Below are 12,200 nucleotides of genomic sequence, written 5' to 3' on the forward strand. Positions count from 1 at the left end.
AGTGTCGTTTTCTTAACATCTTTACCGATAGTCAGGTGCGGCCCGCAAAGCGGGCCGCACCTGAACCGGGATCAGGAAGCCTCGACGGGCTGCCCCTTGATGGACTTGATCAGAAGCTGGGAGACGTCCACGACCTCCAGCGTCTCCTTGGCCTCACCGGCGTTCTTCTTCTCGTTGATCGAGTCGCCCAGCATGACAAGACAGAACGGACAGGCGGTGGAGATGGTGTCCGGGTCGGTCGTCAGCGCCTCGTCCACCCGTTCGGTGTTGATGCGCTTGCCGAGCCGCTCCTCCATCCACATCCGCGCGCCGCCGGCGCCGCAGCAGAAGCCGCGCTCCTTGTGGCGGTGCATCTCCTGGGTCTGCACGCCCGGGACCTTGGCCATGATGTCGCGGGGCTGGGAGTAGACCTTGTTGTGGCGGCCGAGGAAGCACGGGTCGTGATAGGTGATCTTCTCCTCGATCGGCGTGACCGGAACCAGCTTGCCCTCGTCCACCAGCTTGGCCAGGAGCTGGGTATGGTGGACGACCTCGTAGGTCCCGCCGAGCTGCGGATACTCGTTGGCGAGGGTGTTGAAGCAGTGCGGGCAGGTAGCGACGATCTTCTTGACCTCGGCCTCGTTCAGCGTCTCGACGTTCTGCTTGGCCAGCATGTCGAAGAGGAACTCCATGCCCAGCCGGCGGGCCGGGTCACCGGTGCAGGCCTCCATCGGGCCGAGCACCGCGAACTTCACACCCGCGACGTGCAGCAGCTCCGCGACCGCCTTGGTGGTCTTCTTGGCCCTGTCCTCCAGGGCCCCGGCGCAGCCGACCCAGAAGAGGTATTCGGTGTCCTCGGGCATCTTCTCGTCGATGAGCCGGACCTCGATGGGGTCGACGTCGCGGCTCGCGAGCTCCTCGATCCAGTCGGCCCGCTTCATCTCGGACATCCCCCACGGGTTGCCCTTGTTCTCCAGGTTCTTGACCATGACGCCGGCCTCGGACGGGAAGTTCGACTCCACCATCACCTGGTAGCGGCGCATGTCGAGGATGTGGTCGATGTGCTCGATGTCCACCGGGCACTGCTCGACGCAGGCGCCGCAGTTGGTGCAGGACCACAGCACGTCCGGGTGGATGACGCCGTCCTCGCCCACCATGGGCTTGTCCAGCAGGGCGAGCACGTCCTCGTGCAGACCGGCCCGCTGTTCCTGGGTGGCCGTCAGGTACGGCGCCACCTTGAAGGCGTGGTCGCGCTGCTCCAGGATCAGCATCTTCGGCGACAGCGGCTTGTCGGTGTTCCAGGCCGGGCACTGGTCCTGGCAGCGGCCGCACTCGGTGCAGGTGTAGAAGTCGAGGAAGCCCTTCCAGGTGGTGTCCTCGATCTTGCCTCGGCCGAGCCTGTCGCCGTCGAGGTCCTCGTCCTCGAAGTCGACGATCTTGCCGTCGATCCGCATCGGCTGCGCCGGCCCGTTGCCGTCCGGGCGGCGGGAGAACGCCACGTTCAGCGGAGCGGTGAAGATGTGCAGGTGCTTGGAGTTCACCACGATCACGAGGAACACCAGCATGACGCCGATGTGCAGGAGCAGCCCGACGTGCTCGATCACCTCGTTGGCCGAGGCGCCCAGCGGCCGCAGCAGGGCCGCGGCGGCCTCGGAGGCGAACGCTCCCGACGTGTAGGGAAGGTTGCCGGTGTTGAAGGCCGCGCCGCGGAAGAGGAACATCGTCCAGATCACGTTGAAGATCATGAAGAGGACGAGCCAGGCGCCACCGAGATGCGAGCCGGAGAAGCGGGACCTACGGCCGAGCTTCTTGGGCGAGTTCTTGATCCTGATGACCGTGAAGGCGATCAGGCCGATCAGGGCCGCGACCGCGATGAAGTCCTGCAGGAAGCCCAGAACGGCCCAGGTCCCGATGAGCGGGATATGGAAGTCGGGGGTGCCGGTGACCGCGCCCTGGATCAGGGCGCCGTAGGCCTCCAGGTAGACGGTCGCCAGGATGAAGAACGCCCACATGACGAAGGCGTGCGCGGTGCCCGAGGCCGTCCACTTGAGCAGCTTCTTCTGGCCGAAGACCTCGACGAGCTGGGCCTTGATCTCCTCGCCCACGTTGTTCTTGGCGTATTCGATCCGCTCGGGCGCGGGCGGCCCGACGGTGGCGAGCTTGTAGAGGAACAGCACACGGCGCGCGGCAAGCGCGACCGCGACGGCTGTCATGACCAGCCCGATGATCGCTACCCAGAGCACGGGTCCTCCCACATACGGCGTTGGCTGCCAGCGTACGACCGCCGGTCATCCAGTAGTGACGGCGGGTTGCCACAAATCCTACCGATCGGTAACTTGTTGCCGAGCCGTAGGCCCCGGTGACCGTGGTCACCTTATGGTCAATTCGACATACAGAACAATGCTCTGCATATGTCGTCACATCAGCGGAAACTGCCGGGAACCATCGAGATAGCGCTGGATCGTGGGCGTGAGCAGCTCCACCAGCTCCTCGATGCTCACCGAGGCCAGCGGCTCCAGCTTGACGACGTATCTCATCAGCACCACCCCGAAAAGCTGTGCGAAGGCCGCCTCCATCCGGATCAGGGGGATCTCGAGCGTCTCCGCCACCCGGCTCAGGACCGCGTGCGTGACGAACTCACGGATCATCGCGGCCATCCGGTCATTGGTCATCGCGGTGCGGGCCAGCGCCAGCACGGGCTGGCGAGCCTCCTCGGCCGAGGTCATCGTCAGGACGAACCGGGTCAACCGCTCACCGGCCTCCTCCCGTGGCCCGGATGTGATCATCGGGATGACGTCGTCGGGGTTGACCGGCAGCTCCATGGCCGCGACGAACATCCCCTCCTTGCTCGCGAAGTAGTGGTGGACCAGTGCCGGGTCCACTCCCGCCTGCCGGGCGATGCCCCGGACCGTCGCCTTGTCGAACCCCTTCTCCGAGAAGGTCTCCCGCGCGGCCGCGAGGATCTGCCCGCGCGTGTCGGCCGAACCGGGCCTGCGCCCGGGACGTCTCCTGCCGGTCGGCTCGCTCTCGGGCCGCCCGCTCATCTGTCGTCCTCCCGCATCACGCAGGGGTCGTGCCTCACGGGTCGCCCGCTCACACGCTGGAGGACGTGGCCAGGTGCAGGCGCGCGAACGCCAGCGCCTCGGTGAGATCGGCGATCCGTTCCGTACGGCTCGCCGCCTTGCGCGTGTTGATCTCCAACACGACCAGGCCGTCGTAGCCGCTGCCCGCCAGACGCTCCAGGATCGGCGCGCACGGCTGGCCGCCCCGGCCGGGGACCAGGTGCTCGTCCTTGTTCGCCACCCCGATGCCGTCGGCCAGGTGCAGGTGGGCGAGCCGGTCGCCGAGCTTGGTGAACATCTCCATCGCGTCGACCCCGGACACGGCCGTGTGCGACAGGTCCAGCGTCACCTGCGGGAAGGCGTAGTCGACCGGGTTCCAGTCCGGCGCGTAGGGCACGACCTCGTTGCCCCGGGCCTTCAGCGGGAACATGTTCTCCACCGCGAAGACCACATCGGTCTCCTCCCGCATCCTGGCCAGACCGGTCTCGAAGTCGCGTGCGTAGTCGCGCTGCCAGCGGAACGGCGGATGCACCACGACCGTGCTGGCGCCGACCCTCTCCGCGGCCCACTGCGCCCGCTGGAGCTTGGCCCACGGATCCTTGCCCCACACCCGCTGGGTCACCAGCAGACACGGCGCGTGGATGGCCAGAATCGGCAGCCCGTAGTGGTCCGACAGCCGCTCCAGGACGTCGATGTCCTGGCTCACGGGGTCGGCGCCCACCATGATCTCGACACCGTCGTACCCCAGACGCGCCGCCAGCTCGAAGGCGTCAGGGGTGCGCTCCGGGTAGACGGAGGCTGTGGACAGCGCGATCTTCGCCCTGGATCCTCGGACAACGCTCATACGGGTTCCTCGCCTCCGGCCGGAGTTCGCGTGAGCGAACTCCACCGCATTCGCGGGGCTGCGCGGCCGAGTTCACTCACCCTGCCAGCCTAAGCGCGAGCGCGGATGAGTGAGCCCGGCCGCGCTGATGCGTCGGAGATCACACGGCTACGGTGAAGGCATGCCGCGGTTCACCAAGGGCGCCATCCCCAGCCCGAACATCTGGAACACGCCCCACATCTACGAGCTGGAGAACCGGGCGGTGGATCCCGAGGGCAGGGCCGAGGCCGCGATGTCCTCCATCCGGTCGTGGACCGGCGCGACGGTCCTCGACATCGGCTGTGGCAGCGGCTACCACCTGCCCGCCCTGTCGGCCACCGCCGCTCGCGTGATCGGCGTCGAGCCGCACGAGGACCTCGTCAGGCTGGCCCGGCGCCGCTGCGACCGGCTGCCCAACGTCGAGATCCACCCGGCTACCGCCCAGGCCCTCCCGGTGCCCGACGCCTCGGTGGACGTGGCCATCGCCCGCTGGGCCTACTTCTTCGGCCCCGGCTGCGAGCCGGGCCTGGCCGAGCTCTCCCGGGTGATGCGGCGGGGCGGCGCGGCCTTCGTGATCGACCTCGACGCCACCCGCGGCGCCTTCGGCCGCTGGTTCGCCCAGTCCGTCCCCGCCTACTCGGCCAGGTCCGCCGAGAGGTTCTGGAGCAGCCAGAACTGGCAGACCCAGCGCCTCGACCTGCGCATGTCCTTCGAGCGCCGCGCCGACCTGGAGGCGGTGCTCCGCATCGAGTTCACCCCCGCGATCGCCGATCAGGCCATCGCCGAGACCCCCGGCTTGGAGCTCGCCTACCCCAACGTCCTGCGCTGGAAGCGTTTCTGACGACCCACCGGACACCCGGGATGAAATGCCCCGCGAAACCGCTTGACCTTGACATTGACGTCAACGCTTAGCGTGAACCCCCAGGGAGGAACGGATGCGGATCGGGGAGCTCGCGAGACTCGCCGGAGTCAGCACCCGCGCGCTGCGCTACTACGAGCAGCAGGGGCTGATCACGGCGCGGCGGACGGCCAACGGCTACCGGGAGTACGGCGAGGCGGACCTCAGGCTCGTCACCGAGATCAGGTCGCTGCTCGGCGTCGGGTTCACGCTGGAGGACGCCAGGCCGTTCGTGGCGTGCCTGCGGGCCGGCCACGCCTCGGGAGGGTCCTGCCCGGAGTCGGTGGAGGTCTACCAGCGCAAGCTGACCGAGATCGACGACGAGATCCGCACGCTGCTCGCCCGGCGGGCCGAGGTGACAGAGCAGTTGACCGCGGCCTGCCCCGGATGCGTATTCAGAAAGCAGGAAAAATCATGATCACTCTGACCGCCGACAACTTCGCCGAGCAGGTGCTCCAGAACGACAAGCCCGTCCTGGTCGACTTCTGGGCCGAATGGTGCCCGCCGTGCCGGATGATCGCGCCGGTCCTGGAGCAGATCGAGGCCGAGTACGGCGACCGCGTCACGATCGCCAAGCTCAACTACGACGAGCACCAGGAGATCGCGGCCCGTTACGGCGTCATGGGCCTGCCGACCCTCAACCTCTACAAGGGCGGCGAGGTGGTCCGGCAGATCGTCGGCGCCAAGCCCAAGCGCCTGCTCCTCGCCGACCTCGAAGCCCACATCTGACCGCCTGACAGGGCACGTCCGAGGTGCCCGGACGCCCGCACGGGGAAGCAGGCCGCCGGCGCCGCGGACGCCGCCCCTCCGCGGCCGTGGCGCGCGACGGCCGGGCGGTGAACCCCGGACCGGAAATCCCTTGGCCCCGCCTCTGGGGGGCGCTTTAAGGTCGCCGCATGCACATCCTCCTGGAGACCGACCGCCTGACGCTGCGCCGCTTCACCGAGACCGACGAGGACAACCTGGTCGAGCTCAACGGCGACCCCGAGGTCATGCGCTTCCTCACCGGCGGCAGGCCCACCCCCCGCGACGAGATCCGGAACACGGTGCTCCCGTCGTTCCTCGGCTACTACGAGCGGCCCGGGGGTTTCGGCTTCTGGGCGGCCGTGGAGAGGTCCACCGGGCGGTTTCTGGGCTGGTTCCACCTCCGGCCCCGCAGAGAGGACGGCGAGATCGAGCTCGGCTACCGGCTGAACAGATCCGCCTGGGGCCGGGGTTACGCCACCGAGGGCTCACGCGCGCTGATCGACAAGGGCTTCACCGAGCTGGGCGTGGAGCGCGTGGTCGCCGAGACGATGGCGGTCAACCTCGGATCCCGGCGCGTGATGGAGAAGTCCGGCCTGACTCTGGTGCGCGCCTTCCACCAGGACTGGCCGGACGCCATCGCGGGATCCGAGCACGGAGAGGTCGAGTACGCGCTGACCAGGGCCGACTGGGAGGCGCGTCGCCGAGGTACGGCCGTCGCACCGCCGGCCCCGTCCGCAGAGGGACCGAACGGCGATGTCCGGGCGGCGCGACGCCTCCCCGGCGCTTCCCCCCGATACGGCGCACGCCGTAGTGGGTGAAAGTTGTCGGCGGGGACCTGTAGCGTGCGGCCATGGCTAAGAAGGTCGGCTATCGCTGTGGTGAGTGTGGTTGGCAGACCGCCAAATGGGTGGGTCGCTGCGGCGAGTGCCAGGCCTGGGGCACGGTGGAGGAGGAGACCGCCCGCGGGGGCGTCACCGTGGCCTCCGCCGGCGCCGTGTCGGCGCCGGCCGTCCCGATCGGCCAGGTCAAGGCCGAGGTGGCGCATGCGCGCAGCACCGGGGTGCCCGAGCTCGACCGGGTGCTCGGCGGCGGTCTCGTGCCCGGGGCCGTCGTGTTGCTGGCCGGGGAGCCCGGCATCGGCAAGTCCACGCTCCTGCTGGAGGCGGCGGCCAAGATCGCACGGCAGCAGACCGTGCTCTACGTCACAGGCGAGGAGTCGGCCGCCCAGGTGCGGGTCAGGGCCGACCGGATCGGCGCGATCCAGGACCAGCTCTACCTCGCGGCCGAGACCGACCTGAGCGCGCTGGTGGCCCATGTGGAGAAGGTCCAGCCGGGCCTGCTGATCGTCGACTCGGTGCAGACGATCGGCTCGGCCCAGACAACCGGGGTGCCCGGCGGGGTCACCCAGGTCAGGGAGGTCGCCGGCAACCTGGTCCGGCTCGCCAAGGAGCGCGGTATGTCCACGGTGCTGGTCGGCCACGTCACCAAGGAGGGCTCGATCGCCGGTCCCCGGACGCTTGAGCACCTGGTCGACGTCGTGCTCCACTTCGAGGGCGACCGGCACTCCCGGCTCCGGATGGTCCGCGCGATCAAGAACCGGTACGGCCCCGTCGACGAGGTCGGCTGCTTCGACCTGCACGAGGGTGGCATCGAGGGCATCGCCGACGCCAGCGGGCTGTTCGTCTCCCACCGTGCCGAGCCCGTGCCCGGCACATGCGTCACGGTCACCCTGGAGGGCACCCGGCCACTGCCCGCCGAGGTGCAGGCCCTGGTCGCGCGGACCGAGGCCCAGCAGCCGCGCCGCTCCTCCTCCGGGCTCGACACCTATCGGGTGACGATGGTGCTGGCGGTGCTGGAGCGACGGCTCAACGCCAAGCTCGGAGGCTGCGACGTGTTCACCGCCACCGTGGGAGGCATCAAGCTCAGCGATCCGGCGGTGGACCTGTCGGTGATGCTCGCGGTGGCCAGCGCGGCAGGGGACAAGGCGCTGCCATCCGGGCTGGTCGTGCTGGGCGAGGTGGGTCTGGCCGGCGAGCTGCGCCCGGTGCGCGACGTGCGGCGCCGCCTGTCGGAGGCCGCACGGTTGGGCTTCACCCGCGCCCTGGTCCCGGCCGGCTCCCTCGACACGGGCAACAGGCGGGGCGGCGAACGCTCCCTGGTCCCGGTCGGCGGCCGGAACACCACCCTCATACCGGGTTTCGACATCGTCGAGGCGGAGAACGTCTGGGACGCGCTCACCCACGTCACCTAGAGTTGATCGTCTGCCGATTCCGGACCAGGAAGGACCTTCGCCGGTAAGCTGATGGTGATACGCAGACCACGGGGGTCATGTGCCAGCAACCAACAGAGGGCTCGACGAGCGCCGCAGAGCCATCCTGGCAGCGGTGGCTCCGGGGACAGCGCTACGCGACGGCCTGGAACGCATTCTTCGCGGTCAGACAGGCGGGCTGATCGTCCTCGGCTACGACGACACGGTCGAGGAGATCTGCAGCGGCGGCTTCGAGCTGGACGTCGAATTCTCCGCCACGCGACTGCGCGAGCTCGCCAAGATGGACGGCGCCATCGTGCTGAACGCGAGCAATCTGCGGATCGTCCGCGCGGCCGTGCACCTGATGCCCGATCCGTCGATCGCCACCGACGAGTCCGGCACCCGGCACCGCACCGCCCAGCGGGTTGCCCTGCAGACGTCCCTCCCCGTCATCTCGCTCAGCAAGTCCATGCGGATCATCGCCCTCTACCTGGACGGCTTCCGCTACGTGCTGGAGGAGTCGGCGGCCATCCTGTCCCGGGCCAACCAGGCCCTGGCCACCCTTGAGCGCTACAAGCTCCGTCTCGACGAGGTGTCCGGCACGTTGTCGGCGCTGGAGATCGAGGATCTGGTGACGGTCCGCGACATCGCGGTGGTCGCCCAACGGCTGGAGATGGTCCGGCGCATCTCCGAGGAGATCACCGGTTACGTGGTCGAGCTCGGCACCGACGGCCGTCTGCTGTCCCTGCAGTTCGACGAGCTGGTGGCCGGGACCGAGACCGACCGCGAGCTGATCGTGCGTGACTACCTGCCCGTGACGGGCCGCCGGCCGCGCAAGTTCGCCGAGGCGCTGCACGATCTCGACCAGCTCTCCTCCAGCGACCTGCTCGACCTCTCGGCCGTCGCGCAGGTCCTCGGCCACTCGGGCAACGACGCTCTGGACAGCCCGGTGAGCCCCCGGGGCTACCGCCTGCTGGCCAAGGTCCCGCGTCTCCCGGGCACGGTGGTCGACCGCCTGGTCGACCAGTTCGGCAGCCTGCAGAAGCTTCTGGCCGCCAGCATCGGCGACCTCCAGGAAGTGGGCGGGGTCGGCGAGGCCAGGGCCCGTCACATCCGCGAGGGTCTCTCCCGGCTGGCCGAGTCCTCCATCCTGGAGCGTTACGTCTAGCTCGGCCCGCGGCGGGCTCTGCGAGGCCGTTCCGATCGAGCCTCCGGGAGGCCGATTCCGTGCCGGGCCGGTTCCGTGAGGGCCGGTTCCGTGAGGGCCGGTTCCGTGCCGGGCCGCGGATGCGGGCTCAGCGGAGATGGAAGACGGCCCTGCGGCTCTTCAGCCCGGGACTGCGGAGCACGGCCACATAGGTGCCGGCCTGGGCGCCCTCGTGCTTGGCCGTGCAGTCGCCACCGGACCGGCGACGGTCCCACTCGACCTCCTGGACGTACGGGATGCCGCGGTCGAGCCTGCGGATGTCGTCGGTGTCGCCGCTGACACAGTCGGCCGAGGACCAGACGCGGTCGTCGCCGGAGGTGATGCGGACCTCCATCGCCCGTGGTCCGACCTCGGCCGTGCACATCACCTTGCCGATGTTCACCAGCGTGAGGAGGAAGCGGGGATGACTGCCCGGCGCGTAGACGTCTTCCTGCCCCTGCATGTTCAGCACCAGGTCGGGCGCGTCGCAGGCGTCACCGGGCTGCTTGGCTCTGGCAGCCGCCTTGGCCGCCCGGCGGGGCGACGACGGGCTCGGCGAGGGGGTAACCGTCACCGTGGGCAGAACGGTCACTATCGGATCCGGCGTGGGCGATCCGCCGAGCTGTGCCTGCACCTTCGACGTGTCCTCCGACCCGCCCGACGAGCAGGCCCAGGCAACGACGGCGACCACGACGAGCACACCGACGAGCGCGGCCATCCGACGCCGCCAGTAGACGTCCACCCCTATATCACTACGGAAAGTGTGCGGATCCATACGCACAGTATGAAGATTTCTCACGAGTCTCGAGGAGCGACCCGCCGCTACCGGTGCCGTTTCGGCGGGGGAAGGTGGGGGAAGTAGAGCCCGCTCGGCACTATCGTCGAAAGGTGCCCGAGCCGAACCTCCTCCTGCGACCCGTTCTCGACTGGTATGCCGAGAGCGCCCGCGATCTCCCCTGGCGCACTCCTGACGCCACCCCCTGGTCGATCCTGGTCAGCGAGATCATGTTGCAGCAGACACCGGTGGTCCGGGTGCTGCCCATCTGGACGGAGTGGATGGAGCGCTGGCCGACGCCCGCCGCGCTCGCCGAGGAGCCCCCCGGTGAGGCCGTACGCCACTGGGGTCGCCTCGGCTACCCGCGCCGAGCCCTCAACCTGCACGCCTGCGCCCGGGCGATCACCGACCGCCACGACGGCGAGGTCCCCACCGACCACGCCATCCTGCTGACGCTTCCCGGCATCGGCGAATACACCGCGGCCGCGGTGGCGAGCTTCGCCTTCAAGGGCCGCCACGCCGTCCTCGACACCAACGTCCGCCGGGTCCTGGCACGGGCCGTACGCGGCGAGGAGTATCCCCCGAAGGCCACCACGTCCGCCGAGCGCAGGCTCGCCGATTCGCTGCTGCCCGACGCGGGCGACGCCCCCGTCTGGGCCGTCGCCGTCATGGAGCTGGGAGCACTGGTCTGTACGGCCCGCGCCCCCCGATGCGCCGACTGCCCGATCAGCGGCCTGTGCGCCTGGCGCCTGGCCGGCAAACCGCCCTACGACGGCCCCGCTCGCAAGGGCCAGACCTACACGGGCACCGATCGCCAGTGCCGTGGCCGCCTCCTCGCCGTCCTGCGCCAGGCCCACGGCCCGGTCCCCAAGGACGCCCTAGACGTGGTCTGGGACAGCGCCCAGCAGCGGGAGCGCGCCCTCGACGGCCTCGTGGCCGACGGCCTGGCCGAGGTCCTCGACGACGGCACCTACCGCCTCCCCGGATGACCGGTCCGCAGGGGGGACACGCGCAAGAGACGGGATCAGGCAGTCACCGGGGCGGCCGGCCAGGGTGGGGTGGGCACCATCACCATGGCCCGTCGGGGTGGACGTCACGGCTGTGACCCACCGGGGCGGGCACCGTCGCCATCGCCTGCCGAGGTAGGCGTCACCGCCGGAACGGCACGGCCCCGCGGCTCAGGCAGCCAGGCGCAGGCCGAGCGCGGTGAGATTGGTGCGGGCCCAGTCAAGCTCGTCGGCGAGCATGTTGACCAGCGCGCCGGGTCCCTTGGCCCGCAGCGGCGCGGCCAGATCGTGGGCCTCGACCTCGATGTGGGCGGTGCCGTTCACCGCGCCGGAGATCATGGCGCTGAGGGTGTCCGCCAGGACCGAGCGGGTGCTCGGCAGTTCCTGACGCTCCTCGCTCACGTGGTTGTGGACATGACCGAGCTTCACCACGGGGGCACCGGCGGCCGCGAGGCCGCGCAGGGCGGCGCCGGGCTCCTCCTCGCCACCGGCGAGGTGACAGGCGTCCAGGCAGACCCCGAGGTGGTCGGAGTCGATGTCACACACCCGCTCCAGTGCCTGCTCGGTGGTCTCCAGCACGCAGCCGGGCCACGGCTCGAAACCCACCCTGATCGTCTTGCCGGTGACGCTGTAGAGACCACGCAGCTCGCGGGAGAGGCGCTCCAGGCGGCGTGAGGCGATCGTGTGCAGGTCGGCCGGCCAGTCGCGGCGCCAGCCGATGGGAATGGTGGAGATGCTCCCGAAGCGGACGTCCTCCGGCAGCAGGAAGGCCAGGATCTTGGCCAGTGCCATCGTGTAGCGGTAGCGCTCGGGCTTGGCCCAGTCAGGTCCGGGGGCATCCTGGTTGCGCCCTCCGGCGCCGTTGAGGCTGACGACCTCCAGACCGCGCTCCTCCAGGGAACGGCGCAGGCGCACCAGCTCGATCCGGTCGGCGGTGAGATGGTCGGCGACGCTCGGGGAGAGCCACAGGCCCACTCCCATCCGCTCCACGCCGAGGCGCTTGCGCACCGGTACGGCGTACCGGGTCAGGTGCGCTATCAGGTTCTCCAGGTCCTCGGCGGGATGCACGCCCGCGTTGTAGGACAGGTGAACGAGTGTCCCGCCCTCGTGTCGCAAACGCATCGGATGCCTCCCAGAGTGCTCCGTGTAAGTGAGGCCGCGTGCCCCGCGCCGACGGTTGTGGCGTCAGGGTCAAAGGCCCTCTCCTGCCGGGAACTCGGCCCGGCCCGGGGAGCATCCCGCACGAACACCGATCTCCGCGTCACTCCCGGAGTTGATTCTTCGGTACATCGCTGGGCTGACCTCGGGGCCAACCTCACCCCAATACATACGACCTGTAGATCATTTGGGTGAGACTAAGCCGGATTCACTCTACAGAGTGTAGTACTACCCATGGTGGCGGTGTACCGGTTTGGGTAACGAATGAGCAGACCCCG

The 12,200-nt window shown here is 69.4% G+C and carries 12 protein-coding genes; 7 read left to right on the forward strand and 5 right to left on the reverse strand.

Annotated elements, in window-relative coordinates; all coding sequences use genetic code 11:
* Positions 1–71: 71 nt before the first annotated feature.
* The 3 genes from FHR32_RS12400 to FHR32_RS12410 form a co-directional block, all read right to left on the reverse strand.
* Complete coding sequence (locus FHR32_RS12400; protein ID WP_184754441.1) at positions 72–2,222, reverse strand: (Fe-S)-binding protein; 2,151 nt, start codon at positions 2,220–2,222, stop codon at positions 72–74.
* Between the two features lie 174 nt (positions 2,223–2,396).
* Positions 2,397–3,023: a TetR/AcrR family transcriptional regulator gene (locus tag FHR32_RS12405; RefSeq protein ID WP_184754442.1), complete on the reverse strand. Its 627-nt coding sequence runs from the start codon at positions 3,021–3,023 to the stop codon at positions 2,397–2,399.
* 49 nt (positions 3,024–3,072) lie between these two features.
* Positions 3,073–3,885: a sugar phosphate isomerase/epimerase family protein gene (locus tag FHR32_RS12410; protein WP_184754443.1), complete on the reverse strand. Its 813-nt coding sequence runs from the start codon at positions 3,883–3,885 to the stop codon at positions 3,073–3,075.
* 160 nt (positions 3,886–4,045) lie between these two features.
* Here FHR32_RS12410 and FHR32_RS12415 point away from each other — a divergent pair, with 160 nt between their 5' ends.
* The 6 genes from FHR32_RS12415 (at position 4,046) to disA (ending at position 8,964) form a co-directional block, all read left to right on the forward strand.
* A complete protein-coding gene (locus tag FHR32_RS12415; RefSeq protein ID WP_246466118.1) occupies positions 4,046–4,744 on the forward strand; it encodes a class I SAM-dependent methyltransferase in 699 nt (232 codons plus the stop codon).
* A gap of 94 nt (positions 4,745–4,838) precedes the next feature.
* Positions 4,839–5,219: a MerR family transcriptional regulator gene (locus tag FHR32_RS12420; RefSeq protein ID WP_184754445.1), complete on the forward strand. Its 381-nt coding sequence runs from the start codon at positions 4,839–4,841 to the stop codon at positions 5,217–5,219.
* Entirely contained in the window at positions 5,216–5,530 is a 315-nt protein-coding gene (gene trxA, locus FHR32_RS12425) for a thioredoxin (protein ID WP_184754446.1), read from the forward strand. The genes FHR32_RS12420 and trxA overlap by 4 nt, the downstream gene beginning before the upstream one ends.
* Positions 5,531–5,697: 167 nt before the next feature.
* On the forward strand, positions 5,698–6,366 hold the full coding sequence (locus FHR32_RS12430) for a GNAT family N-acetyltransferase (RefSeq protein WP_184754447.1): 669 nt from the start codon (positions 5,698–5,700) through the stop codon (positions 6,364–6,366).
* Between the two features lie 32 nt (positions 6,367–6,398).
* A complete protein-coding gene (radA, locus tag FHR32_RS12435; protein WP_184754448.1) occupies positions 6,399–7,799 on the forward strand; it encodes a DNA repair protein RadA in 1,401 nt (466 codons plus the stop codon).
* A gap of 79 nt (positions 7,800–7,878) precedes the next feature.
* A complete protein-coding gene (gene disA / locus FHR32_RS12440) occupies positions 7,879–8,964 on the forward strand; it encodes a DNA integrity scanning diadenylate cyclase DisA (protein WP_184754449.1) in 1,086 nt (361 codons plus the stop codon).
* A 127-nt stretch (positions 8,965–9,091) separates the two neighbouring features.
* Here the strand turns inward: disA and FHR32_RS12445 are convergent, their stop codons facing one another.
* On the reverse strand, positions 9,092–9,757 hold the full coding sequence (locus FHR32_RS12445; protein ID WP_184754450.1) for a hypothetical protein: 666 nt from the start codon (positions 9,755–9,757) through the stop codon (positions 9,092–9,094).
* Between the two features lie 113 nt (positions 9,758–9,870).
* Between FHR32_RS12445 and FHR32_RS12450 the strand changes: the two genes are divergently transcribed.
* Positions 9,871–10,746, forward strand: a complete 876-nt coding sequence (locus tag FHR32_RS12450) for an iron-sulfur binding domain-containing protein (protein ID WP_184754451.1) — start codon at positions 9,871–9,873, stop codon at positions 10,744–10,746.
* A 189-nt stretch (positions 10,747–10,935) separates the two neighbouring features.
* On the opposite strand, the gene FHR32_RS12455 is transcribed toward FHR32_RS12450, so the two are convergent.
* On the reverse strand, positions 10,936–11,886 hold the full coding sequence (locus FHR32_RS12455) for a TIM barrel protein (RefSeq protein WP_184754452.1): 951 nt from the start codon (positions 11,884–11,886) through the stop codon (positions 10,936–10,938).
* Positions 11,887–12,200 lie beyond the last annotated feature (314 nt).

The sequence above is a fragment of the Streptosporangium album genome (genome assembly GCF_014203795.1).
Taxonomy (GTDB): Bacteria; Actinomycetota; Actinomycetes; order Streptosporangiales; family Streptosporangiaceae; genus Streptosporangium; species Streptosporangium album.